Origin of the sequence: Microcella alkalica (genome assembly GCF_014137945.1) — a bacterium.
In the GTDB taxonomy this organism is placed as follows: Bacteria; Actinomycetota; Actinomycetes; order Actinomycetales; family Microbacteriaceae; genus Microcella; species Microcella alkalica.
The window spans coordinates 47331-70650 of sequence record NZ_JACGWX010000008.1 but is presented as its reverse complement, the minus strand read 5'-3'; the positions used below and the strand labels follow the sequence as shown (position 1 = coordinate 70650).

Sequence of the window (23320 nt, the reverse complement as noted above, 5' to 3'; positions counted from 1 at the left end):
ATGTCGATCTGCTCGCGCCAGTCGGTCTGCCCGAGCGTCTGCTCGCCGCCCATGCGCGTGTAGCCGCGGAAGTGGGGGCTCATGATGTTCTCGATCGCGAGCTTGTCCTCTTCCGGCAGCGCGAAGAAAGCCCGCGCGGTGTCGAGGGCGCGGGCGATGAGCTCGGTCGGGACGCCGTGGCCGACGAGGTAGAAGAAGCCGACCTCGTGGGTCGCGCGCCGCAGCTCGTCGCGGAATCGGGCGGCGTCGGCGTCGGTCCCGTCGAGGAGGGACAAGTCGAGGACGGGCAGGGTGAGGGCAGATGCGGGGGTCGTGGTCATGAGGATCGGTGCCTTTCGCAGGGAGCGGTGCCGGGCATCCGTTCGGTCAGGATGCGGGCGGCCGCGAGAGTCGTCGAGGGGTGCGCGGGATGCGCGGAAGGAGACTGGTCGGTCAGAGAGACGAGCGACAACAGCAACGACGACACAGGAAGCGACTCATGATGCCTCGACAGTAGCAAAGAGAATCGACTCGTGGCGACACCCGAAAACGGCGGTGGGGAATCGAGGAGATCTCGTTCGTTCCGGGAGCGTTCCGCCTGGTCCGGGGGCACTGGCGGCGGCAGCGAGGGTGTGCCTACACTTTTGCACACCCTGCATATATGCCTGGCCTGCACCTCCGGCTCGGGACATCACCGGCCGGAACGGAGACTCCACGTGTCCTTCACCAACTCGCTCGACACCGCGCGCCTCGTGCGCGTCGCCGCCTCGCTCGGTCTCGACAGCGACCCCGACTTCGATCTTGCGGCGCACCCCGTGATGCTGGTGCCTCGCGTCCACTCCCCGTACTTCGCCGAGTGGGAGTTCGACCTCCCGACCCGCGGCAGCGGCTACTTCGACGACGAGGCGGCGGCTCCCGTTCAGGCTGCGATCGCCTCGTGACCCCGACATCGCCTCCGCTGCGGGAACGCAAGCGGGCGGCGATGCTCGAGCAGCTCGAGCGCGCGGCGGTCGAGCTCGCGGCCGAGCACGGCTACGACGCCGTGACGATCGAGATGATCTGCGAAGCCTGCATGACCTCGCCCCGCACCTTCTACAACTACCTCGGGTCGAAGGAAGCGGCCATTCTGGGCCCGCGCACGCCCTTCGCCTCGGAGGAGCAGGTGGAGCGGTTCGTTCATGAGCCGACCGACGACATCCTCGTCGACTTCCTCAGCATGGTGATCGACTCGCTCACCGAGAACACGATCGACCCCGAGCTCTACCAGCTGCGCCAGCGCGTCATCTACACGACGCCCGAGCTGTCGGCGAAGCGCCTCGCGATCGACGGCGAGCTCGAGGGTCGGTACCGGGCGGTCGTGGTGCAGCGATTCCGCGCAGCGGGGCGCACGGATGCGACGGATGCCGAGCTCGAGGACGAGGCGCACATGGTCATCGCGCTCACGCGCGGGGTACTGACCTACACGGCCGCGAAGTGGTACGAACCGGGCTTCGATCGCACGGTGCGCGAGCTCATCGAGGACTCGATCGTGCTGGTCCGTCGCGTTCTGAAGGGATCCTCCTAACTCTCGACACATACCCCAGGGGGGTATACGGTATCGGCATGAGCACGCATGCCGAGCACACGCACAATCAGACACACCAGTACGCGCCGAGCGCTGACCACGGCGACCACGGCGACCACGTCGACCAGTTCCGCCGACTCTTCTGGTGGAACCTCCTCCTCGCCGTCCCCGTCATCGCCTTCAGCACGATGTTCGCGATGATCGTGGGCTACGAGCTCCCGAGCATCCCGGGCATCGAGTGGATCTCGCCCGTCCTCGGCCCCGTCATCTTCGCCTGGGGCGGCCGACCGTTCCTCGCGGGCGCCGTCGACGAGCTCAAGGCCCGTCGCCCGGGCATGATGCTGCTGATCGCGCTCGCGATCACGACGGCGTTCATCTCCAGTTTGGGCGCGAGCCTCGGCCTGCTGCCGCATGAGCTCGAATTCTGGTGGGAGCTCGCCCTCCTCGTCGTCATCATGCTGCTCGGCCACTGGATCGAGATGCGCTCGCTCGCCCAGACCACGAGCGCCCTCGACTCGCTCGCGGCGCTCCTCCCCGACGAGGCCGAGCGCATCACCGACTCCGGCACCGAGACGGTCGCCCCGAGCGACCTGCGCCTCGGCGACCGCGTCATCGTGCGCCCCGGCGCCCGCGTGCCCGCCGACGGCCGCATCGTCGAGGGCTCGGCCGCGTTCGACGAGTCGATGATCACGGGCGAGTCCCGCGCCGTCCAGCGTGAGGCCGGCGACCCGGTCGTCGCCGGAACCGTGGCGACCGACTCGGGCGTGCGCATCGAGATCACGGCCGTCGGCGACGACACGGCCCTCGCGGGCATCCGCCGCCTCGTCGAGACGGCGCAGAACTCGACGTCGCGGGCCCAGCGCCTCGCCGACACGGCCGCCGCGTGGCTGTTCTGGTTCGCGCTCGGCGCCGCCGCGATCACCGCGATCGTCTGGTTCGCCCTAGGGATGCCCGGCGACGCGGTCGTCCGCACCGTCACCGTGCTCGTCATCGCCTGCCCCCACGCGCTCGGCCTCGCGATCCCGCTCGTCGTGTCGATCGCCACCGAGCGCGCGGCCCGCGGCGGCGTGCTCGTCAAGGATCGCCTCGCGCTCGAGAGCATGCGCACCGTCGACGCCGTCCTGTTCGACAAGACCGGCACCCTGACGAAGGGCGCCCCGACCGTGACCGCCGTCGAGACCGCGGGCGAGCACACGGCGGACGAGCTGCTGGGTCTCGCCGCCGCCGCGGAGGGCGACAGCGAGCATCCCCTTGCCGCCGCCATCGTGCGTGCGGCCGCTGAGCGCGGGACCGTCGTTCCGGCTGCCACCGGCTTCGGCTCGAGCCCCGCGACGGGCGTCACCGCGACGGTCGACGCCCGTACGGTGAGCGTCGGCGGGCCGAGCATGCTCGAGCGGCACGGCGCGGCCGAGCTGCCGGTCGCTGACGCGTGGCGCGAGCAGGGGTCGATCATCCTGCACGTGCTCATCGACGACGAGGTCGTGGGGGCGCTCGCGCTCGCCGACGAGGTCCGCTCCGAGTCGCGGCAGGCGGTCGACGCGTTGCACGAGCGCGGGCTCACCGTCGTCATGATCACCGGCGATGCGGAGGCCGTCGCGCAGTCGGTCGCCGCCGAGCTCGGCATCGATCGCGTCTTCGCGGGCGTGCGACCGGAGGACAAGGCGGCGAAGGTCGCCGAGCTGCAGAAGGAGGGGTTGCGCGTCGCGATGGTCGGCGACGGCGTCAACGACGCCCCGGCGCTCGCGCAGGCCGACGTCGGCATCGCGATCGGCGCCGGCACCGATGTCGCGATCGGCTCGGCCGGGGTGATCCTCGCGAGCGACGACCCGCGCTCGGTCCTCTCGGTCATCGAGCTGTCGCGTGCGAGCTACCGCAAGATGAAGCAGAACCTGTGGTGGGCAGCCGGCTACAACCTCGTCTCGGTGCCGCTCGCGGCGGGTGCGCTCGCGCCCCTCGGGTTCATCCTGCCCATGTCGGTTGGAGCGCTCCTGATGTCGGCCTCGACGATCGTCGTCGCGCTCAACGCGCAGCTCCTGCGCCGCCTCGACCTGCGCCCCGATCGCCTCGGTCGGTAGCGGAGAATTCGCTCTGGCGGCCCGAGCCGCACAGCGGCAGAATGTGGCCGATCGGTGTCTCGACGGGGAGGTGGGGGATGGGCGTGCTCGCCTACAGCGCGGAGCGAATGAGCTTCTACTTCGACGACGAGGTCCTCGCGCACGTTCAGGTGGTCGCGACCGCCAAGCTGCGTCGACATGAGCCGTTCTTCCTGTCGTGGCGTGACCCGCAGGCGGTCGGAGGCGGCCGCAGCGCGATCTGGTTGCATCCATCCATTCCTCTGTCGTTCCACTTCGACTCGCACGATCGCCCGCCTCTCGATCGGCAGCTGCTGGAGGAGATGGCGATCTCGGCGAGCGGGGCCGGCGGCCTCGACCTCTCCGACGAGGCGCACCTCAGCCGCACCGCGATGCCCTCGCACAACGCGATGAAGAGGCACGACCTGCCGATGACGGTCTGAGGGATCATCCATCGGAACGGAGCCCAGGCCGGCCCGGTAGCATGCGGGCACACCGTCGACCTCTCGCCCTCGCGGCACCACCGGAAGGATTCTCCACGATGGGAACCCTGATCTACGGCTCGATCGGCCAGCAGTTCGAGTTCGACGACCGCGTCCTCGCGCACCTGCAGGCGCTCTTCTCCGCCAAGCTCCGCCGCGGTGAGAGCTTCTTCCTCAACTGGCGCGACCCGCAGAGCGTCGGCGACGGGCGCAGCGCCGTCTGGATCGACAACTCCGTCCCCCTGTACTTCAAGTATTCGAGGGCCGCCCACGGCCCGCTCGATCGCGAGTGGCTCGAGGAGATGGCGGTCGCGGCCCTCGGCCCTCAGGGCCTCGACCTCTCCGACGATCCGCGGATGAAGCGCCAGGTCACAGCGAAGGGCAACAGCGTCAAGCGCAAGGATGCCCACTAGGGCTCCACGATGACGGTCGCCTCCCGCATCATCACTGGCCTCGCACTCGGCGCCGGCCTCACCGCGGCGAGCTGGTTCGCGGCCCGCGCCGCGTCTCCCGCGGTCCGCTCGTGGCGGCAGGGCACGGGCGAGCTGCAGGTCGCCGGCCCGCTCGGGGTCCGCGTGTTCGGCGAGGGCGAGACCGTCGTGCTGCTGCTGCCCGGCATCGCCGCGTCGCAGCTGTTCTTCGGCGACGCCTACGACCGGCTCGGGGAGCACGCGACGGTCGTCGTCGCCGACCCGCTCGGCTTCGGCGACTCGATGGTCCACGGCACGGCGGGCGAATCCGTCTCGCTCGCGAGCCATCTGGCCGCTCTCGATGCGGCTCTCGACGGGCTCGGCCTCGGCGACCGGCCGACGGTCGTCGTCGGCCACTCGATGGGCGGGAGCCTCGCGATCCAGTGGGCGGCGACGGCATCGACGACGCGCGCCGTGGTCGCCTTCGACGCCCCTCTGTACCGCTCTCGCGCCGAGGCCGACGAGCGCGTGGCCGGCATGGGCTGGTTCGAGGCGCTCATGGCGAGCGGCCCCATCGCCGAGCGCACGTGCGCGTGGGTCTGCGAGAACCGCGACAGCGCCGCGCGTCTCGCCGTCGCCCTCAACCCCGACCTGCCGGCGCCGATCGCGCGCGCCGGCGTGCGGCACACGTGGGAGGCCTACACGCGCAGCTTCGATGCCCTCGTCGCGGGCCAGACCTGGGAGGGTGCGCTCGCCCACCTCGACGAGCGCGGCATCCCCGTGATGCTCGTCGACGGCGACCGCGACCCGGTGCCCGTCCCGGGCCGCGCGGTCGAGCTGGCCGAGCGCTTCCCGAGCGTCTCGGCCCGCCGTCTTCACGGTCGCCATGACCTCCCGCTCGCCGACCCCGCGGCCTGCGCGGGCGTCATCGAGGGGATGCTCCTCTCGGCCGACCGCGCCGCCCGACTCTGACGGCTCGCGCGACGGCCGCGACTCAGAGCCCGTAGCTGCGCGTCGGGTCGGCGAGGAAGTGCCAGCCGATCCACCACCACGTGGCGACGAGCGCGATCCGGATGCTGCGGTCGCCCATCGCCGCCGCGATCGTGTCGCTGAGCGGCTCGACGCGTCCGATGCCGCGGCGCGCGACGACGTCCACGGCGATGGCCGCCACGATCACGGCGACGTAGCCCGCGATCGTGATCGCCCGCGTGAGCTCGACATCGATCACGACGTCGATCACGAGGCCGACTCCGCCCGCGCGGGCGCGATGCGCGGGGTCGCGCGTCGCTCGGCCGCGCCGGCGACGAGCCAGACGCCGGCCGCGAGCCACGCCGCCGCGAGCAGCGCGCGGCTCGGGTCGAAGTCGACGGCGGGCTCGAGCAGCAGCGACACCGTCGGGAAGCCGATCCAGCCACGCGGCACGGCGACCGAGAGGATGTACGCGAGCGCCTCCCAGACGCACAGCGCGACACCGATCGTGCTCCATGCGATCCGCGACCGGCGCCGCGACTCGAGCGAGCTCTGCCGGGCGGTCGGGGCGCGATCCCACACGAGCGCGATGGCCGCGATGCCGAGCCCCGCGGCGAGCGCGATGCTCGCCGCGCCCGTGCGCGGAGCGAGCACGAGGGCGAGGCCGGCGACGAGCGCGGCACCGACGACGAGGGCGAGACGGGGCGCGAAGGGCGGCCGCGTCGATGCCGGGAGGGATTCGGCGGCTGCGGGCCGCCGCATCCGCACGATGCGCTCGATGACGAGGCCGGCGGTGATGGCGGTGAAGATCACGCCGTCGATGGGGGCGCCGCGCCAGAACTGGAACACCGACATGGTCGCGAGCGTGACGACCCAGAGCACGACGCTCGCCGGCCAGGCGGGGGCCGAGGCGCGAGGCGGGGCGGCGGTTCGCGTCACGCCGTCAGCCTAGGGCCGAGACGGGCTCACGGCGCGCTAGGCCAGCGGCCACCCCGTGTACGCCTCGGCGAGGTACGTCTGACCCGCCGTCGACTCGACGACCGAGCGCAGCTCGCCGAGCTGGCGGCGGCGGTCGAAGTCGGAGGCGTCGTCGGTCACGTGCAGCATCGTCGTCATCCACCACGAGAAGTGCTGCGCCTTCCAGATGCGCTGCATCGCGCGCTCCTCGAACGCGTCGATCAGGCGAGCGTCGTTCTCCTGCAGCAGGGCTCGCAGGGCGACGTGCAGCAGCGCGACGTCGGCGACGGCGAGGTTCATGCCCTTCGCGCCGGTGGGCGGCACGGTGTGCGCGGCGTCGCCGATGATCGCGATCTGGTTCTTGCGCATGCCGTGCGCGACGAAGCTGCGGAAGCGCAGCACATCGCGCTGGAAGATGGGGCCCTCGATGAGGGTCGTGCCCGGCACTCGCTTCTGCATGTTCTCCCACACCTCGGCCTCGCTGAGCGAGGCGGGGTCGAGCTCGGGGTCGCACTGGAAGTACATGCGCTGCACGGTCTCGCTGCGCTGGCTGATGAGCGCGAAGCCGTCGGGCGAGTTGCTGTAGATGAGCTCGTCCGAGCTGGGAGGGGCCTCGCACAGGATTCCGAACCAGGCGAACGGGTACTCGCGGAAGTAGCCGCCCTGGCTCGAGCCGACGACCGAGGGGCGCACGACGCTGCGCGAGCCGTCGGCTCCGACGACGAAGTCGGCCTCGATGGCGAGCTCCTCGCCGTCGGCGTCGGTCGCGAGCACGCGCGGGCGCTCGGGGCTCGACTCGTCGATGCCGGTGACGGTGACGCCGAAGCGCAGATCCTGACCGGCGGCGACCCGCGCGGCGATGAGATCCTTGAGCACCTCGTGCTGAGGGTAGAGCCAGGCGCTGCGGCCCGTGAGCGCCGGGAAGTCGATGCGGTGCCCCTCGCCCTCGAAGCGCAGCTCGATGCCGTCGTGGCGGTGGCCGACGGTGCGGGCGCGACTGTGCTCGCCGAGGCGGTCGAGCAGCTCGACCGTGCCCTGCTCGAGGATGCCGGCGCGGATGGTGCTCTCGATCTCGCCGCGCGTGCGCAGGTCGACGACGATCGAGTCGATGCCGTGCTCGTCGAGCAGGTGGGCGAGCAGCAGGCCGGCGGGCCCGGCGCCGACGATGGCGACGGGGGTGCGCAGGGTCGTGGTCATGGGGTCTCCTTCGACGGGGCCACAAGGGAGGGCGCGCTCAGTGTGCGACGGCGCTCAGGCCGCGCAGAGCATCCGTCTCATTGATCGGGATGCCCGTCGACCAACGGTGCCGTCGGTGCCTGCTCTTCAGGGCCGACGCGTCACGAGCGCACGCCGAGGGCCCGCTCGATCTCGCGCCGCCCGCGGTGCAGCTCGTCGAGCGCAGCGGAGGTCGGGGCGTCGCGCGGCAGCACGACCGAGAGCGCCGCAACGACCGTGCCCGTCTCATCGCGCACGGGCACCGCGACGCCCGTCGAGACCAGTTCGATCGAGCCGCGCGCGACGGCGTGGCCGAGCGTGCGCACCTCGGCGAGCTTGCGCCGCAGGGCCGCCGGGTCGGCGATGGTCTCGGGCGTCAGGCGGGCGAGCCTGCCGGCGAGCATCCGCTCCTGCAGGTCGCGCGTGCCGTAGGCCAGCAGCACGAGCCCGGAGGACGAGGCGTGCAGGGGAAGGCGCCCGGCGATGCGCGTGACGTTCGAGCCCGAGGTCGGGCCGCTGAGCCGTTCGAGGAAGAGCGCCTCGTCCTGCTCGAGCACAGCGAGCTGCGTGTGCTCGCGGATGCGCGCCTGCACTCTCTCCATCGCGGGCATCGCCGCCTGGCGAAGTCGCAGCGCCTGCGACGAGCGGGTGGCGAGCTCCCACAGCCGCATGCCGATGCGGATGCGGCGGTCGTCGTCGCGCTCGAGCAGGCCGGCGTCGACGAGCTCGCCGACGATGCGGTGCGCCGACGAGCGCGGCAGGCCCGAGCGGCGCCCGATCTCGGCGGCCGTCTGCACGGTGCGGCTCGGCGTGAAGGTCTCGAGCACGCGCACGAGCCGGTCGGTGACGGAATCGCCCGTGGGGGAGTTGGCCATGCACTGAGGATGACACCGATTCCCATTGAGTGGGAAGGATGCGGTGGGGGCGGAGTGCGCGGGACGACAATCACGACATCGCTCCACTGCCTCTCGAGGAGACACCATGACGACACCGCCGTCCCCGACCGCGGCAGCGCCCGAGTCGCTGCTCGCCGCACCTGACCAGGCATCGCAATCGGCCATCACCGCCGAGATCGTCGCCGCGCACGCCGAGGCCGAGCGCCGCGTCGCCGCGGGCGAGCAGCTGCCGACCACGCTCTACGACTTCCCGGCCTACCGCTCGAGCATCCTGCGGCACCCGACGAAGAACCCGCGCCTGGTCGACCCCGAGACCATCGAGCTGCTCTCGCCCGCCTTCGGGCAGCGCGACGTCGCCGCGATCGAGGCCGACCTCACCCTGCAGCACGCGGGCGAGCCGCTCGGCGAGCGCATGACCGTCGAGGGCCGACTGCTCGACTCGTGGGGCCGCCCGCTGCGCAACCAGCTCGTCGAGATCTGGCAGGCCAACGCCGCCGGCCGCTACATCCACCAGCGCGACCAGCATCCCGCTCCTCTCGACCCCAACTTCACGGGCGCGGGTCGCACGGTCACGGACCACGAGGGGCGCTACCGCTTCACGACGATCAAGCCGGGCCCGTACCCGTGGCGCAACCACGTCAACGCGTGGCGCCCCGCGCACATCCACTTCTCGATCTTCGGCTCGTCGTTCACGCAGCGCATCATCACGCAGATGTACTTCCCGGGCGATCCGCTCTTCGCGCTCGATCCGATCTACAACTCGATCCGCAGCCAGAAGGATCGGGACCGGCTCGTCGGCGTCTACGACCACGACCTGACGAGCCCCGAGTTCTCGATGGGGTACCGCTTCGACATCGTCGTCGACGGCCCCGACGCCACGTGGTTCGAGCCCGAGGAGGAGAACTGATGACCGTCGTCCCGCCCCGCACCCACACGCCGACCCCCGGTCAGACGGTCGGCCCCTTCTTCGCGTTCGGCCTGCAGTACCCCGACATGAACCAGGTCGTGCACCCGCACTCGCCCGGCTCGCTCGTGCTCGGGGGCACGGTCACCGACGGCAACGGCGCGGCCATCCCCGACGCGCTCGTCGAGATCTGGCAGGCCGACTCCGACGGCTCGATCCCGCGCGCTCGCGGCGCCTGCCGACGCGACGGCCACACCTTCACCGGTTTCGGTCGCGCCTTCACCACCGACGAGGGCCGCTACGAGTTCTGGACCCGCGACCCCGGAGCCGAACCGGGCAGGGCGCCCTTCTTCGCCGTCATCGTCTACGCGCGCGGACTGCCCAACAAGCTCCACACCCGCGCGTACCTGCCGCAGGACGAGGCGGCGCTCGCCGCCGACCCCCTGCTGGCCGGTCTCGCGCCCGACGAGCGCGCTACGCTCATCGCATCGCGGACCCCCGAGGGCGGACTCCACTTCGACATCCGTCTGCAGGGAGAGAAGGAGACCGTGTTCCTTGCCTACTGACGGGGCCGTCGACCGCGGTCTGCTCTCGCCCGTGTCGATCGGCGCGGCTGACGCCATGGGCGACGGAGTCGTGCTCGACGCGCTCGTGGCCGTCGAGATCGCGCTGACGCGCGCGTGGGCGGGGATCGACGTCGCTCCCGCGATCGCGGCCGAGCGCGTCTCCGATCGCCTCGGGTGGCTCGGAGCGGGGCACCCCGCGAGCGGGCACGGCATCGACGTGGACGACCTCGCCGAGGCGGCGGTCTCGGGAGGCAACCCGGTCATCCCCCTCGTCAGTCGGTTGCGCGGCCTGCTCGATGAGGCCGATCGCGAGTGGCTGCACCGCGGCGCCACAAGTCAGGACGTCGTCGATTCGGCGCTCATGCTGGTCGCGCGCCGCGCCGGAGGGCGCATCCTCGTCGAGCTCGAGGGCGTCGAGGGGTCGCTCGCCGCCCTTGCGCGCGCCCAGCGCGATCACGTCGTCGCCGCGCGCACTCTCGGTCAACACGCGGTGCCGACCACGATGGGGATGCGCGCTGCGACCTGGCTCGTCGGCGTTCGCCGAGCGCGTGGCCGCCTGGCCCTCGCGCTCGAGCAGCTCCCCGCGCAGCTCGGCGGCGCCGCCGGCACGCTCGCAGCCTTCGTGGAGCACGCCCGCCCGACCCACCCGGCCGATGCCGAGGCTGCCGCACTGCGCCTCGTCGCCGCCTTCGCCGACGAGCTGGATCTCGCCGTGCCCGACCTGCCCTGGCACACCGTGCGCTGGCCCGTCACCGAGCTCGGCGACGCGCTCGTGCAGGCCGTCGACGCGCTCGGACGTCTCGGCGCCGACGTCGCGACGCTCGCCCGCACCGAGATCGGCGAGCTCGCCGAGTCGACGCCCGGCGGCTCGTCGGCGATGCCGCAGAAGCGCAACCCCGTCGGCGCGGTGCTGATCCGCTCGGCGGCGATGCGCGCGCCGCAGCTGGGCGCGACGCTGCACTCAGCCGCGGCCCTCGCGGTCGACGAGCGCCCCGACGGCGCGTGGCACGCCGAGTGGTCGACGCTGCGAGAACTGCTGCGGCTCGCGCTCGGCGCCGCGAGCACCGCGCGCGCCCTGACCGCCGGCCTGGTCGTCGACGGCGCCGCGGTCGAGCGCACCCTCGCGCTCTCGGGCGGCATGCTCGTCGCCGAGCGGCTCGCGATCGCCCTCGCCCCGCACCTCGGCGACGACCGCGCCCGTGCCCTGCTCGGCCGCGCGACCGACGCGGCCGAGCTCGAGCGCCTGCTGCTCGCCGAGCCGACCCTCGCCGGCCTCGACATCTCCGCCCTTCTCGACCCCGGCGCGTATCTCGGCGCGACGGGCATCATGATCGACCGCGTGCTCGACGGAGGCCACCCCGCATGACGACCCCGAGCATCCACCTCACCCCCACCGTCGGCCCCGACGGCGCCCCGCTCCTCGTGCTCGGGCCCTCGCTCGGCACCTCGACGATCCTGTGGGAGACCGCGCTGCCGCTGCTCGCCGAGCGATTCCGCGTGTGCGCATGGGATCTCCCCGGGCACGGTGCGGGCCCCGCGACGACCGAGCCCTTCACGGTCGGCGAGCTGGCCGACGGTCTCGCAGGTGCCCTGCGCGACCGGGGCGAGCAGCGCATCCTCTATGCGGGCGTCTCGCTCGGCGGCGCGACGGGCCTCGAGCTCGCGCTGCGCCACCCCGACCTCGTCGACGCGGCCGCGATCGTCGCCTCGGGCGCCCAGCTCGGCACGCCCGAGGCCTGGCACGAGCGGGCGGCGACGGTACGCGCGCAGTCGACATCGGCGGTGATCATCCCCTCCGCGCAGCGCTGGTTCGCGCCCGGCTCGATGGAGCGCGCGCCCGACCTGAGCGGCCGCCTGCTGCACGTGCTGCAGGACGCCGACGACGAGAGCTACGCCCGCTGCTGCGAAGCGCTCGCCGACTACGACGTGCGCGGCCGGCTCGGCGAGATCCGGATGCCCGTCCTCGCCCTCTGGGGAGAGCACGACGCTGTCGCCCCCGAGGCGAAGGCCGACGAGATCGCGGGCGGCGTCGCCGATGGCCGAGCGGTCATGGTGTCCGGCGTCGCGCACCTGCCCCCCGCCGAGGATGCGCCGGTGACCGCAGCCGCGCTGCTCGACTTCTTCGGCTCTGCGTCCACCGGCTCCGTGCGAGAGGACTGACATGACGACCTCACCCCCGCGGCCCACCGGTGACGGCCAGAGCGACGGCGAGCACTACGAGCAGGGAATGCGGGTGCGCCGCGAGGTGCTCTCCGACGCGCACGTCGACCGTGCGATCGCCGGCACGACGCCGTCGACCGCCGACTTCCAAGACCTCATCACGCGCTACGCGTGGGGCGAGATCTGGACGCGCCCCGGCCTCGACCGACGCTCGCGCTCGATCGCGGTGCTGAGCTCGCTCATCGCCCTCGGCCACGAGGAGGAGTTCGAGATGCACGTGCACGCCGCGCTGCGCAACGGCCTCACCCCCGACGAGATCGTCGAGGTAATCCTGCAGAGCGCGATCTACGCGGGCGTGCCTGCGGCCAACACCGCCTTCCGCCTCGCGCGGCCCATCCTCGACGACGCGCGCGCGGCCGACTGAGCCGACGCCGCACCCGCGTCAGCGGCGGGCGCGGTCTAGACGAGCCCCTGCCGCTGCGGCAGCAGGTCGATCGACGCTACGCCCGCGAGCGCGAGCCCCATCGCGCGTGCCTCGTCGGTGAAGAGACTCGACTGCACGCGCGCGGAGGTGATGCGCAGCGACTCGTCGCGCGTGAGCCCGAACCAGCCGCACACGATCTCGATGCCGTGGGGCGTCACGCGCCACAGCTTGTCGGCGTCCTTGACGCACGCGTCATCGACCGAGAGGGCCTCGAGCCGCGAGTCGTGCCCGTCGATGATCTCCACGACGCGCTCGATGATCTCGGCGGGATGCCCGAGGTCGCCGAGGATCTCGGTCGCGATCCGAGCACCCTCCGTCTCGTGCTGGCGCACGAGGTCGGGCCGCCCCCCACCCGGCGCGATGGCCTCGAGGATGAGCTCGTCGGGCACGGTCGACCACCCGGTGTCGTGCAGCAGGATCGCCGGCAGCACGACGCTCTCGTCGGCCCCCGGCACGCGCGCGACGAGGGCCCGGGCGAGGCCGTAGGTGTAGAGGGTGTGGGTGTCGTTGTTGCGCACCCGCAGGTGCTCGCGCGCCCGCTCCCAGATCGCGGCGTCGCGCTCGGTGAGCGTGAGGTAGCCGGGCACGGCCTCGGCCGGCGGGATGTGTCCGCGCACGTCACGGTGGTACCGCGTGCTCGTCGGTGAGCTCATACTGCGACCGTCGCACCGAGCGGGGGTCGGCACAACTATGCTTCCGCTCACCGGAAGTGACGAGCATCCGGCCGCAGGGAGGCGCCCAATGGCTGACGACGCAGCGCGAACGACCCCGCCCGCGAGCGTGACCGGTCGTGTGCTGTCGATCCTGTCGGTGTTCGAGCAGAGCCTCGCGCCGCGCAGCCTCACCGAGATCAGCGCGGAGACGGGCCTCGCGCTCAGCACGACCCACCGCCTCGTGGGCGAGCTCGAAGAGTGGGGCGCCCTGCAGCGCGACCCCAACGGCCGGTATCAGATCGGTCTGCGCCTGTGGGAGCTCGGCCAGCACGCGGGCCGGCAGGTGCGCGAGATAGCCCGCCCGCTGCTGCAGGACCTGTACAGCCTCACCCAGCGCACCGTGCACATTGCCATTCGCGAGAACAGCGAGGCGCTCTACATCGACCGCGTCTACGGCACGCGCCGCGTGCCCCAAGCCTCGCGTGTCGGCGGCCGCCTGCCGCTGCACGCGACCGCGGTCGGCAAGGTGCTGCTCGCGTTCGACGAGCCCTGGGTGTGCGACGCGATCCTCGCCCAGCCGCTCGAGAGCCGCACGCCGCACACCCACGTCGACCCGGTGGCGCTGAGGAAGGAGCTCGCGCTCGTCGTCGAGCGCGGCTACGCCATCGCGGTCGAAGAGGTGCGCGAGGGCTCGGCGTCGATCGCGGTACCGATCTTCCAGCGCACGGGCGGCATCGGCGCGGCGCTCGGCCTCGTCGCCGAGCGCGGAGAGGCCGACTCGCTCGAGTGGCACCTGCCGGCCATGCGCGGCATCGCGCGACGCATCGAGGCGAGCGTCGGCGCCTTCCCGCTGCGCAGCCTCGGCATTCGTCCGACGAACGCCCGCCCGTAACTCGTTTCCACTGAGCGGAAGTTTCGGTAGGAGGGCGACCGGCCCGGGGCTCTAATGATGCCAGCGCACCGACGCGCTGCCGGACCACGAAGGAGTCGTCATGGCCACCGACATCACCACCGCCCCCGCCTCGACGGGCGGCTGCCCCGTCGACCACGGGCAGTTCGGCGCCGCGAGCCACGACGCCAGCGGCTACACCGCCGAGAACCACTACGGATACGAGCCGTTCGACATGACGGACCCGTTCCCCTCCTACGAGCGCCTGCGCCAGAACGCCCCCGTCCACTTCGACGAGCGCATCGACTACTGGATCGTCACGCGCTACGACGACGTCAAGGCCGTCTTCGACGACTGGGAGACCTTCTCGAGCGAGAACGCCCAGGCGCCGATCCGCCCCCGCAGCGAGGGCGCGAAGAAGATCATGGAGGAGGGCGGCTTCACGGCGTACTCGGGCCTGTCGGCCCGCGTTCCCCCTGAGCACACCCGCATCCGCGCCATCGCGCAGCGCGCGTTCACGCCGCGCCGCTTCAAGGTGCTCGAGCCGACGATCCGTGAGAACACGATCGCGGCGCTCGACGCCCTGCTCGCCTCGCCCGACGGCACCGGCGACTTCCTCACCGACGTCGCCTACGACATCCCCACCATCACGATCCTGACCCTGCTCGGCGTCGACCCGGCGATGGTGCCCACCTACAAGCGCTGGAGCGACTCGCGCGCCGCGATGACGTGGGGCGACCTGACCGACGACGAGCAGCTGCCGCATGCTCGCAACCTCGTCGAGTACTGGCAGGAGTGCATCCAGCTCGTCGTGAACGCGCACCGCGACGGCGGCGACAGCCTCGTGAGCGACCTCGTGCGCGCCCAGGAGGGCGGCGCCGAGATCAGCGACCACGAGATCGCCTCGCTCTGCTACAGCCTGCTCTTCGCCGGCCACGAGACGACGACGACCCTCATCGCGAACTCGGCGCGCGTGCTGCTGAGCCACCGCGCCCAGTGGGAGCGCCTGCTGGAGGACCAGAAGCTCATCCCCGGCGCGATCGACGAGGTGCTGCGCTACAGCGGCTCGATCCTCGCCTGGCGTCGGCGCGCGCTCACGGATGCCGAGATCGGCGGGGTCGCCGTGCCCAAGGGAGCCGACATCCTGCTCGTCATGGGCTCGGCGAACCGCGATGAGGCCGTGTTCGACAAGCCGGACGAGTTCGACATCACGCGCCCCGACGCCCGCAGCCACCTGTCGTTCGGCTACGGCATCCACTACTGCCTCGGCAATCAGCTCGCGAAGCTGCAGGCGAAGATCGTGCTCGAGGAGACGATCGCCCGCGCCCCGCAGCTGCGCCTCGTCGAGGGCGCCGAGATCACCTTCGGCGAGAACCTCTCCTTCCGCGCCCCCACCTCCGTTCCCGTCACCTGGAAGGCCTGACATGACTGCGCCCGCGTACATCCAGTTCTTCGACGGCGGCGAGCCCGCCGCCCACGACCTCCTCGGCGGCAAGTGCGCCTCGCTCGTCGCCCTCACCGAGGCGGGCCTCCCCGTCCCTCCCGGCTTCGCCGTCACGACGGTCGCCTTCGACGCGTTCATCCACGACGCCGGCATCGCCGATGACATCCACCGGATGCTCGCCACGATCGATGCGGACGACACCGAGAGCATCGACGCGGTGTCGGAGCAGATCCGCTCAGAGATCATCGGCCGACCGGTGCCGAGCGAGATCCACGACGCGTTCACCGTCGCGTACGAGTCGCTGCAGTCGCGCTTCGAGTCGCCCGCGCCCGTTGCCGTCCGCTCCTCGGCCACGGCGGAGGACCTTCCCGACGCGAGCTTCGCGGGCCAGCAGGACACCTACCTGTGGCTCATCGGCCGCGACGAGGTCGCCGCGCACGTGCGCCGCTGCTGGGCATCCCTGTACACCTCGCGCGCGATCGTCTACCGCCTCAAGAACGGGATCCCGAACGAGGGCCTGTCGATGGCGGTCGCCGTGCAGAAGATGGTCGACGCCCGCACCGCCGGCGTCGCGATGACGATCGACCCCGTGAACGGCGACAAGTCCACGATCGTCATCGACGCCTCGTGGGGCCTCGGAGAGCTCGTGGTCTCAGGAACGGTGACGCCCGACAACCTCCGCGTCGACAAGGTCATGAAGACCGTGTCGGAGGAGATCATCGGCTCCAAGCACATGGAGCTCGTGCCCGACGTCGCCTGGCGCGGCGTCATCGAGCGCGAGGTCGAGCCCGAGCGCCGCACCGTGCGCTGCCTGAGCGACGCCGACGTCGCCGCGATCGCCGCGATCGCCAAGCGCGCCGAGAAGCACTTCGGCTGCCCGCAGGACATCGAGTGGGCGATCGACCGCGGTCTGCCCGAGGGCGAGAACCTCCTGCTGCTGCAGTCGCGCCCCGAGACCGTCTGGTCGACCAAGACCACCGAGCCCTCGACGGCGACGTCGGGGTTCGGCATCGCGAGCATCACCCGTTCCCTTCTCACCCAGATCGGTCGCTGACCGGTCGAACCCGGGTCGTCCGCTGATCGCGGCCGACGGCCTTGCCCAACCCCGCACCACCTCTCCCCGCACCACTTCTCTGCCCCGCTGAAAGGACCCGCATGTCAACGACGACTGCCGCCCGCTCCCTCGAGGGGGAGTCGACCGCCTCCCGGTCGTTCCCGAGCCCCTACGACCAGGCCCCGCCGGCCGGGGCCGAGGGCTGGAAGGACCTCTACGCCTACAACCTCGTCTTCCAGGACAACCGCCGCGCGGTCGAGGAGGCGAAGTTCTGGTTCTGCGACAGCCAGCACTGGCCTACCGTCACGAAGCCGTTCGAGACGATCGGCTTCGAGTTCGCCGTCGGCTGCCTCGGCCAGTACAACTCGCGGCAGCTGCTCATCCCGACCGCGAACGGCATCGAGTACCGGATGCACAACGGCTACCTGTACATGTCGCCCGTCGCGGTCGCGCCGGAGCAGATCGAGGCGCGCGTTCCGCAGTTCATGGAGCGCGCCGGTCACTACTTCCAGAACTGGGAGAGCCTGCTGCAGAACTGGCACGTGAAGCTCCGCGCCACGATCGACGAGATGGAGTCGATCGATTTCTCGGCCCTCCCCGAGAAGATCGCCCTCGACGACGTGCTCAGCGGCAAGGGCACGGGCCCCGGCACCGAGCTGCTCGGCGACTACGACCGCATGATCGCGCTCGCCTACCGCGCCTGGCAGTACCACTTCGAGTTCCTCAACCTGGGCTACGTCGCGTACCTCGACCTGTTCATGTTCTGCAAGTCGGTGTTCCCGCGGATCTCCGACCAGGCGATCGCGACGATGGTGCAGGGCGTCGACATGGAGCTCTTCCGCCCCGACGACGAGCTGAAGAAGCTCGCGAAGCTCGCGGTCAAGAACGGCCTCACCGACGTGTTCGCCGACACCTCCGACGCCGAGGCGCTGCTCGCGACGATCGGCGGCCGCAGCGGCGGTGCCGAGTGGCTCGCGCAGTGGAAGGAGTCGCAGGACCCGTGGTTCAACTTCACCACGGGCAACGGCTTCTACGCCCACGACGAGTACTGGCGCGATGTGCCCTCGACGCCGCTCGCGTTCATCAAGGGCTACATCGACCGCATCCACGCCGGTCACGACATCGATCGCGACATCCAGCACCTCATCGTCGAACGCGACCGCATCACCGAGGAGTACGCCGAGCTGCTCGACGGCGAGGCCCTCGAGACCTTCCGGGGCAAGATCGGCCTCGCGCGCACGGTGTACCCGTACGTCGAGAACCACAACTTCTACATCGAGCACTGGACGATGGGCGTGTTCTGGCGCAAGATGCGCCAGCTCTCGGGGGTGCTGCAGGCCGAGGGCTTCTGGCCGCAGGCGAACGACATGTTCTACCTGCGCCGCGACGAGGTCCGCGAGGTCCTGTTCGACTACGTCAACGGGTGGATGGTCGGCGCACCGGCGATCGGGCCCGACTACTGGCCCGCCGAGGTCGAGCGTCGCCGAGGCATCGTCGCCGCGCTCGAGACCGCTCGGCCGCAGCCCGCGCTCAACACCCCGCCGGAGGTCATCACCGAGCCCTTCACGCTCATGCTCTGGGGCATCACGACCGAGCAGATCCAGAACTGGCTCGGCGAGGGCGACCAGGTCGAGGGCACTCTCAAGGGCATGGCGGCGTCGCCCGGCATCGCCGAGGGCCCGGCGCGCGTCATCTCGAGCGCGAGCCAGCTGAGCGAGGTGCAGGACGGCGACATCCTCGTCGCCCCCGTCACGGCGCCGAGCTGGGTGCCCGTGTTCGGCAAGATCCGGGCGACGGTGACCGACATCGGCGGAATGATGAGCCACGCGGCCATCGTCTGCCGCGAGTACGGCATGCCCGCCGTCACCGGGACGGGAACCGGCTCGACCGAGATCCGCACGGGTCAGATGATCCGCGTCGACGGCAACACCGGCACCGTCACGATCCTCGACTGAGCGATCGCACCGGACCGGACAGCAGAGATCCAAGGAGACGATGATGACGACCACGCGGAATCCGCGCACGGTGATCGTGACGGGGGCAGGAGGCGGCCTCGGCCGCGCCTTCGCCGAGGCCTTCGCCGCCCTCGGTGACCGCGTGGTCGTCGCGGACATCGACGAGCCCGCCGCGACGCGCGTCGCGGCGGGACTCGCCGGAGCCATCGCCGTCGGCGTCGACGTCACGCGCGCCGACTCGACCGACGCCCTCGCGGCGGCAGCGGCCGAGCTCGGGGAGGGCCGCATCGACGTCATCGTCAACAACGCCGCGATCTACGCGACGCTCACGCGCTCGCCGCTCGAGCAGATCGCCGAGGCGGAATGGGATCGCGTCATGGCGGTCAACGCCAAGGGGCCCTGGCAGGTCGTGCGGGCGTGCTCGCCGCACCTCGGCGACGGCTCGCGCATCATCAACATCTCGTCGGCGACCGTCATGAGCGGCTCGGCGCACTGGGCCCACTACGTCGCGAGCAAGGCCGCCGTCATCGGGCTCACGCGCGTCATGGCGACCGAGCTCGGCCCGCGCGGCATCACCGCCAACACCGTCGCGCCGGGCTTCACCCTCACCGAGGCGAGCCACGGTCTCATCGAGGGCGCCGAGACCTACGGCGTCGAGCGCAGCGCGCTTCGCCGGCCCATCCAGCCCGACGACATCGTTGGCACCGTGCTGTACCTCGCCGACGAGGCGAGCCGCTCGGTCACCGGGCAGACCGTCGTCGTCGACGGCGGTCGACAGTACCTCTGACGCTCCGCCGCCCCATCCAGACCACCAGGAGGAATCGTGACCACCGTCATCTACACCGCGTTCGACGGCACCGAGACCATCGTCGAGGGCGCCCCCGGCGTCTCCATCATGGAGACCGCTCTGCGCAACGGCGTGCCCGGCATCGTGGGCGAGTGCGGCGGCAGCATGTCGTGCGCCACGTGCCACGTCTTCGTCTCGGACGAGACCGCCGCGTTCGCCGGCGAGATGAGCGAGCTCGAGGACGAGATGCTCGATGGCACCGCCGTCGAGCGCGAGGAGTGCTCGCGCCTCTCGTGCCAGATCAAGCTCATCGCCGGCGAGACCTATCGGGTCACCACGCCCAGCGAGCAGGTGTGACATGGCGGCTCCCCACAGCGACGCGACGCTGATCGTCGGTGCCTCGCAAGCGGGTGTGCAGCTCGCCGCGACGCTCCGCGAGCTCGGCGACACGCGCCCCATCGTGCTCGTCGGCGACGAGCCGCACGCGCCCTACCAGCGCCCGCCCCTGTCGAAGGCGTACCTGCAGGGCGAGATCACGAGCGACGACCTCGTATTCCGCACCGCCGACTGGTTCGCGCAGCACGACGTCGAGGTCGTCACGGGCGAGACGATCGCCGCGATCGAGAGGCACGTCGACGGCGGAGGCGAGGCGCTCACGGCCACCGGCCGCCGCATCCCCTTCGCGCGCCTCGCGCTCACCACGGGAGCCGAGCCCCGACGGCTCGACCTGCCCGGCATCGACCTGCCGGGCGTGCACTACCTCCGCACCGCGGATGACGCCGCCGCGATCGCCGAGCGCCTCGCCACCGCCCACTCCCTCGTCGTCATCGGCGGGGGCTTCATCGGCCTCGAGGTCGCCGCCTCCGCCCGCAAGCGCGGCGTCGCGGTGACCGTGCTCGAGGCCGCACCGCGCCTCGTCGGCCGAGTCGTCTCGGAGCGGACGAGCGCCTTCTACCTCGACGCGCACCGCCGCCGCGGCATCGATGTGGTGCTGGATGCCCGCATCGCCGGCATCGAGGGCACCGACGCCGTGAGCGGCGTCCGTCTCGACGACGGCACCGTGATCCACGCCGATGTCGTGCTCGTCGGCATCGGCGTCGTGCCCCGCACCGAGCTCGCCGAGCAGCTGGGCCTCGAGGTCGACGGCGGCATCGTCGTCGACGCCGCGTGCCGCACCTCCGACCCGACGATCGTCGCCGCGGGCGACTGCGCTCTCATGCCGAACCCGTACGCGCGCGGCAGCATGCCGATGGTGCGGCTCGAGAGCGTGCACAACGCGCTCGAGCAGGCCAAGGTCGCCGCGGCCACTCTCATGGGCGACCCGCGCGACTATCGGACGACCCCGTGGTTCTGGTCGGATCAGGCCGACATCAAGCTGCAGATCGCGGGGCTCTCGACGGGGTACGACGCGACGGTGCTGCGCGGCGACCCCGAGACCGAGAGGTTCTCGGTGCTCTACTACCGCGCGGGCGAGCTCATCGCCGCCGACTGCGTGAACCAGCCGCTCGACTTCATGGCCGTGCGCTCGGCTCTCGCCCGCGGCGCGACGATCCCGGCCGAGGCCGCGGCCGACATCACCGTCCCTCTCAAGAAGTCCGTGGTCGAGTCGGCCGCGCCCTCTCTCGTCTGATCCAGGAGCCCGACATGCCTCTTCCCACCGCCGTCGCCGTCGACACCTCTCCCATCCAGGGCAACCCCGAGCTCGCCGATCTCGACCCGGTGTGGCGCGCGATCGTCACCGAGTCGCGCACGCGCGCCAACGACATCCACCTGCCGATCTCGGTCGCCTACGCCGAGCGCCTCTGCGATGCGTACCCCGATGCGGATGCCCTGCTCGTGCGCGTGACGACCCTGCTGCACGACACGGGCTGGGCGCGCGTCGACGAGACGAAGATCATCTCCGAGGGCTTCGGCGGCGACTGGCGCAAGGCCGACATCCGGTTCCAGCACGAGCGCTACGGCTGCGACATCGCCCGCGAGGTGCTGCCCGGTCTCGGCTACGACGACGCGTTCATCGAGCGCGTGACCGCCATCATCGACGGGCACGACACGCGCCAGGTCTCGCACTCGCTCGAAGACAGCCTCGTGCGCGACGCCGACCGGCTGTGGCGCTTCACCGCGACAGGCATCGCGCTCGCGTCGGGCTGGTTCGGGCTCAGCCCGGCCGAGTACGCGCGCCGCCTGCGCTCCGAGATCATCCCCGAGCTGCTGACCGACGCGGCCGTGCAGATGGCTGTAGCCGAGCTCGCGCGCGCCGAGGCGCTGCTGAAGACGGATCTGCTCTCGTGACCGCCGCCACCGTGACGATCGACGTCGAGGCGCTGCGCCGCGCGCACGCCGAGGCCGCCGCGAGCCTGCCCTACCGGCACGTGACCGACCAGTTCATCGACGGAGCCTGGCGCCCCTCGCACAGCACCGCGACCTCGCCCGTCATCGACCCGGCGACGGGCGAGCAGTGGGGCTCGGTGCCGGTCGCGGACGAGCGCGATGTGGATGCCGCCGTCGCCGCCGCGCGCTCCGCGCTCGCCGGCTGGCGGGCGACCGCTCTCGCGCTCCGTGCCGAGCTGCTGCGCCGCATGGCCGACGAGGTGGAGGCGCGCGCCGTTCCCCTCGGTCTCACCAACACGCTCGAGAACGGCTCGCCCGTCGCCGAGACGGCGAAGGCGGCCGCGAACGCCGCGTCGATCCTGCGCCACTTCGCGGGGCTCGCCTCGCATCTCGAGCACGACGACATCCGGCCCTTCCCCGACGGCATCAACGAGACCGTGGTCAATCGTGACCCGATCGGGGTCTGCGCGCTCATCGCGCCGTGGAACTTCCCCATCAACCTCGTCGTCATCAAGCTCGCGCCCGCCCTGCTCGCCGGGTGCACGGTCGTCATGAAGCCCGCTTCGCCGACCCCGCTCTCGACGCGATTCCTCGTCGACGCGGCCGCTGCGGCCGGAATCCCGGCAGGCGTCGTCAACTTCGTCACGGGCGACGGTGCCGCGGGCGACCTCCTCGTGCGGCACCCGGGAGTCGACAAGGTCGCCTTCACGGGCTCGACGCCGGTCGGCCGGAAGATCGCCGCCGCGTGCGGCGAGCTGCTGCGGCCCGTCACCCTCGAGCTCGGCGGCAAGTCGTCGGCGATCGTGCTGCCCGACGCCGACCTTGACCACCTGCGGTCGGTGCTCGTGCGCAGCTGTCTGCGCAACACGGGCCAGACCTGCTACATCTCGACGCGCATCCTCGTCACGCCCGAGAACGAGGCCGCCGTCGTCGATCTCGTCGCCGAGACGATCGCGCACTCGCCCCTCGGCGACCCGCTCGACTCGTCCACAGTGTTCGGGCCGACCGCGACCGCCGCGCAGGAGGCGACCGTGCGCGGGTACATCCGCTCAGGGCTCCAGGAGGGCGCGCGCGTCGTCGCCGGCGGCGACCTGCCGAACCCCGCCGGCGTCGGAACCTTCGTCGTGCCGACCGTCTTCGCCGACGTGACGCCTGAGATGACGATCGCCCGCGAGGAGATCTTCGGGCCCGTCATCACGATCATCCCGGTGCGCGATGTCGAGCACGCGATCGAGGTCGCCAACGACACACCCTTCGGTCTCGGCGGCATCGTGTTCGGCGCCGACGAGGAGCGCGCCTTCGAGGTCGCGCGCCGCGTCGACACGGGCTCGGTCGGCATCAACTTCTTCGCCTCGAACCACTCGGCGCCCTTCGGCGGGCGCCACGATTCAGGGATGGGCGTCGAGTACGGCATCGAGGGCCTCGAGGCGTACCTCACGCCGCAGTCGGTGCATCGGCGCCGCAGCTAGCGCCGGCGCCGCAGCCAGCGCTGGGCATCCGCTCACCGCCGCCAGCGTCGCGCCCGTCGAGCTCTTCCGCTCGGCGGGCACTC

General features: G+C 71.5%; 26 protein-coding genes. 20 read left to right on the top strand and 6 right to left on the bottom strand.

Features of this window, described 5'->3' with window-relative positions:
- A partial coding sequence (locus FHX53_RS12435; protein WP_182491671.1) for a 2-oxoglutarate and iron-dependent oxygenase domain-containing protein occupies positions 1-320 on the bottom strand: 320 nt, incomplete at its 3' end.
- A gap of 375 nt (positions 321-695) precedes the next feature.
- On the opposite strand from FHX53_RS12435, the gene FHX53_RS12430 reads away from it, so the two are divergent.
- The 6 genes from FHX53_RS12430 (at position 696) to FHX53_RS12405 (ending at position 5479) form a co-directional block, all read left to right on the top strand.
- Positions 696-920, top strand: a complete 225-nt coding sequence (locus FHX53_RS12430) for a hypothetical protein (RefSeq protein WP_182491670.1) — start codon at positions 696-698, stop codon at positions 918-920.
- Positions 917-1543 (top strand): TetR/AcrR family transcriptional regulator, encoded by a 627-nt coding sequence (locus tag FHX53_RS12425; protein WP_182491669.1) that lies wholly within the window; start codon positions 917-919, stop codon positions 1541-1543. The genes FHX53_RS12430 and FHX53_RS12425 overlap by 4 nt, the downstream gene beginning before the upstream one ends.
- A 38-nt stretch (positions 1544-1581) precedes the next feature.
- Positions 1582-3618, top strand: a complete 2037-nt coding sequence (locus tag FHX53_RS12420) for a heavy metal translocating P-type ATPase (protein ID WP_182491668.1) — start codon at positions 1582-1584, stop codon at positions 3616-3618.
- A 77-nt stretch (positions 3619-3695) separates the two neighbouring features.
- Positions 3696-4058: a DUF7882 family protein gene (locus FHX53_RS12415; RefSeq protein WP_182491667.1), complete on the top strand. Its 363-nt coding sequence runs from the start codon at positions 3696-3698 to the stop codon at positions 4056-4058.
- 98 nt (positions 4059-4156) lie between these two features.
- A complete protein-coding gene (locus FHX53_RS12410) occupies positions 4157-4510 on the top strand; it encodes a DUF7882 family protein (protein WP_182491666.1) in 354 nt (117 codons plus the stop codon).
- Positions 4511-4519: 9 nt separating this feature from the next.
- Positions 4520-5479 (top strand): alpha/beta fold hydrolase, encoded by a 960-nt coding sequence (locus FHX53_RS12405; RefSeq protein ID WP_182491665.1) that lies wholly within the window; start codon positions 4520-4522, stop codon positions 5477-5479.
- Between the two features lie 22 nt (positions 5480-5501).
- Here the strand turns inward: FHX53_RS12405 and FHX53_RS14105 are convergent, their stop codons facing one another.
- The 4 genes from FHX53_RS14105 to FHX53_RS12385 form a co-directional block, all read right to left on the bottom strand.
- Positions 5502-5747 (bottom strand): DUF6186 family protein, encoded by a 246-nt coding sequence (locus FHX53_RS14105; protein WP_182491664.1) that lies wholly within the window; start codon positions 5745-5747, stop codon positions 5502-5504.
- The gene (locus FHX53_RS14100) at positions 5744-6415 is read right to left on the bottom strand and encodes a hypothetical protein (RefSeq protein ID WP_182491663.1); all 672 of its coding nucleotides are present in this window, start codon (positions 6413-6415) and stop codon (positions 5744-5746) included. Before FHX53_RS14100 ends, FHX53_RS14105 begins: the two co-directional genes overlap by 4 nt.
- A gap of 36 nt (positions 6416-6451) precedes the next feature.
- A complete protein-coding gene (locus tag FHX53_RS12390; RefSeq protein ID WP_182491662.1) occupies positions 6452-7630 on the bottom strand; it encodes a 4-hydroxybenzoate 3-monooxygenase in 1179 nt (392 codons plus the stop codon).
- 140 nt (positions 7631-7770) lie between these two features.
- Positions 7771-8523 (bottom strand): IclR family transcriptional regulator, encoded by a 753-nt coding sequence (locus FHX53_RS12385; protein WP_182491661.1) that lies wholly within the window; start codon positions 8521-8523, stop codon positions 7771-7773.
- Between the two features lie 106 nt (positions 8524-8629).
- On the opposite strand from FHX53_RS12385, the gene pcaH reads away from it, so the two are divergent.
- From pcaH to pcaC, 5 genes are read left to right on the top strand one after another with little or no spacing between them, the layout of a single operon-like run.
- On the top strand, positions 8630-9451 hold the full coding sequence (pcaH, locus tag FHX53_RS12380; protein ID WP_182491660.1) for a protocatechuate 3,4-dioxygenase subunit beta: 822 nt from the start codon (positions 8630-8632) through the stop codon (positions 9449-9451).
- Positions 9451-10014, top strand: coding sequence for a protocatechuate 3,4-dioxygenase subunit alpha (pcaG, locus tag FHX53_RS12375; RefSeq protein ID WP_182491659.1), 564 nt, complete (start codon positions 9451-9453; stop codon positions 10012-10014). Before pcaH ends, pcaG begins: the two co-directional genes overlap by 1 nt.
- The gene (locus FHX53_RS12370; protein ID WP_246335711.1) at positions 10004-11380 is read left to right on the top strand and encodes a lyase family protein; all 1377 of its coding nucleotides are present in this window, start codon (positions 10004-10006) and stop codon (positions 11378-11380) included. Before pcaG ends, FHX53_RS12370 begins: the two co-directional genes overlap by 11 nt.
- The gene (locus tag FHX53_RS12365; RefSeq protein WP_182491658.1) at positions 11377-12174 is read left to right on the top strand and encodes an alpha/beta fold hydrolase; all 798 of its coding nucleotides are present in this window, start codon (positions 11377-11379) and stop codon (positions 12172-12174) included. Before FHX53_RS12370 ends, FHX53_RS12365 begins: the two co-directional genes overlap by 4 nt.
- Before the next feature lies 1 nt (position 12175).
- Positions 12176-12598 (top strand): 4-carboxymuconolactone decarboxylase, encoded by a 423-nt coding sequence (gene pcaC, locus FHX53_RS12360; RefSeq protein WP_182491657.1) that lies wholly within the window; start codon positions 12176-12178, stop codon positions 12596-12598.
- A 35-nt stretch (positions 12599-12633) separates the two neighbouring features.
- Here the strand turns inward: pcaC and FHX53_RS12355 are convergent, their stop codons facing one another.
- Positions 12634-13311: an HD domain-containing protein gene (locus FHX53_RS12355; protein WP_182491656.1), complete on the bottom strand. Its 678-nt coding sequence runs from the start codon at positions 13309-13311 to the stop codon at positions 12634-12636.
- Positions 13312-13399: 88 nt separating this feature from the next.
- On the opposite strand from FHX53_RS12355, the gene FHX53_RS12350 reads away from it, so the two are divergent.
- The 9 genes from FHX53_RS12350 (at position 13400) to FHX53_RS12310 (ending at position 23237) form a co-directional block, all read left to right on the top strand.
- Positions 13400-14203, top strand: a complete 804-nt coding sequence (locus FHX53_RS12350) for an IclR family transcriptional regulator (RefSeq protein WP_182491655.1) — start codon at positions 13400-13402, stop codon at positions 14201-14203.
- Between the two features lie 100 nt (positions 14204-14303).
- A complete protein-coding gene (locus tag FHX53_RS12345; RefSeq protein ID WP_182491654.1) occupies positions 14304-15623 on the top strand; it encodes a cytochrome P450 in 1320 nt (439 codons plus the stop codon).
- 1 nt (position 15624) lies between these two features.
- Positions 15625-16698 carry a PEP/pyruvate-binding domain-containing protein gene (locus FHX53_RS12340; protein WP_182491653.1) on the top strand — a complete coding sequence of 358 codons (1074 nt, stop codon included), beginning with the start codon at positions 15625-15627 and terminating at the stop codon, positions 16696-16698.
- A 101-nt stretch (positions 16699-16799) separates the two neighbouring features.
- The gene (locus FHX53_RS12335) at positions 16800-18653 is read left to right on the top strand and encodes a PEP-utilizing enzyme (RefSeq protein WP_182491652.1); all 1854 of its coding nucleotides are present in this window, start codon (positions 16800-16802) and stop codon (positions 18651-18653) included.
- A 43-nt stretch (positions 18654-18696) separates the two neighbouring features.
- Entirely contained in the window at positions 18697-19440 is a 744-nt protein-coding gene (locus tag FHX53_RS12330; protein WP_246335710.1) for an SDR family NAD(P)-dependent oxidoreductase, read from the top strand.
- Between the two features lie 36 nt (positions 19441-19476).
- Entirely contained in the window at positions 19477-19797 is a 321-nt protein-coding gene (locus tag FHX53_RS12325) for a 2Fe-2S iron-sulfur cluster-binding protein (protein WP_182491650.1), read from the top strand.
- 1 nt (position 19798) lies between these two features.
- A complete protein-coding gene (locus FHX53_RS12320; protein ID WP_182491649.1) occupies positions 19799-21070 on the top strand; it encodes an NAD(P)/FAD-dependent oxidoreductase in 1272 nt (423 codons plus the stop codon).
- Positions 21071-21084: 14 nt separating this feature from the next.
- Positions 21085-21729 carry an HD domain-containing protein gene (locus FHX53_RS12315; protein ID WP_182491648.1) on the top strand — a complete coding sequence of 215 codons (645 nt, stop codon included), beginning with the start codon at positions 21085-21087 and terminating at the stop codon, positions 21727-21729.
- On the top strand, positions 21726-23237 hold the full coding sequence (locus tag FHX53_RS12310) for an aldehyde dehydrogenase family protein (protein WP_343051007.1): 1512 nt from the start codon (positions 21726-21728) through the stop codon (positions 23235-23237). Before FHX53_RS12315 ends, FHX53_RS12310 begins: the two co-directional genes overlap by 4 nt.
- Positions 23238-23320: the final 83 nt, after the last annotated feature.

Bases quoted from the DNA above. Each gene is read 5' to 3' on its own strand.
- FHX53_RS12345 (WP_182491654.1), top strand. From the start codon at position 14,304: ATGGCCACCGACATCACCACCGCCCCCGCCTCGACGGGCGGCTGCCCC.
- FHX53_RS12410 (WP_182491666.1), top strand. From the start codon at position 4,157: ATGGGAACCCTGATCTACGGCTCGATCGGCCAGCAGTTCGAGTTCGAC.
- FHX53_RS12340 (WP_182491653.1), top strand. From the start codon at position 15,625: ATGACTGCGCCCGCGTACATCCAGTTCTTCGACGGCGGCGAGCCCGCC.
- FHX53_RS12405 (WP_182491665.1), top strand. From the start codon at position 4,520: ATGACGGTCGCCTCCCGCATCATCACTGGCCTCGCACTCGGCGCCGGC.
- FHX53_RS12335 (WP_182491652.1), top strand. From the start codon at position 16,800: ATGTCAACGACGACTGCCGCCCGCTCCCTCGAGGGGGAGTCGACCGCC.
- FHX53_RS12350 (WP_182491655.1), top strand. From the start codon at position 13,400: ATGGCTGACGACGCAGCGCGAACGACCCCGCCCGCGAGCGTGACCGGT.
- FHX53_RS12420 (WP_182491668.1), top strand. From the start codon at position 1,582: ATGAGCACGCATGCCGAGCACACGCACAATCAGACACACCAGTACGCG.
- pcaH (WP_182491660.1), top strand. From the start codon at position 8,630: ATGACGACACCGCCGTCCCCGACCGCGGCAGCGCCCGAGTCGCTGCTC.
- pcaG (WP_182491659.1), top strand. From the start codon at position 9,451: ATGACCGTCGTCCCGCCCCGCACCCACACGCCGACCCCCGGTCAGACG.
- FHX53_RS12365 (WP_182491658.1), top strand. From the start codon at position 11,377: ATGACGACCCCGAGCATCCACCTCACCCCCACCGTCGGCCCCGACGGC.
- FHX53_RS12330 (WP_246335710.1), top strand. From the start codon at position 18,697: ATGACGACCACGCGGAATCCGCGCACGGTGATCGTGACGGGGGCAGGA.
- FHX53_RS12320 (WP_182491649.1), top strand. From the start codon at position 19,799: ATGGCGGCTCCCCACAGCGACGCGACGCTGATCGTCGGTGCCTCGCAA.
- FHX53_RS12315 (WP_182491648.1), top strand. From the start codon at position 21,085: ATGCCTCTTCCCACCGCCGTCGCCGTCGACACCTCTCCCATCCAGGGC.
- FHX53_RS12355 (WP_182491656.1), bottom strand. From the start codon at position 13,311: ATGAGCTCACCGACGAGCACGCGGTACCACCGTGACGTGCGCGGACAC.
- pcaC (WP_182491657.1), top strand. From the start codon at position 12,176: ATGACGACCTCACCCCCGCGGCCCACCGGTGACGGCCAGAGCGACGGC.
- FHX53_RS12390 (WP_182491662.1), bottom strand. From the start codon at position 7,630: ATGACCACGACCCTGCGCACCCCCGTCGCCATCGTCGGCGCCGGGCCC.
- FHX53_RS12415 (WP_182491667.1), top strand. From the start codon at position 3,696: ATGGGCGTGCTCGCCTACAGCGCGGAGCGAATGAGCTTCTACTTCGAC.
- FHX53_RS12385 (WP_182491661.1), bottom strand. From the start codon at position 8,523: ATGGCCAACTCCCCCACGGGCGATTCCGTCACCGACCGGCTCGTGCGC.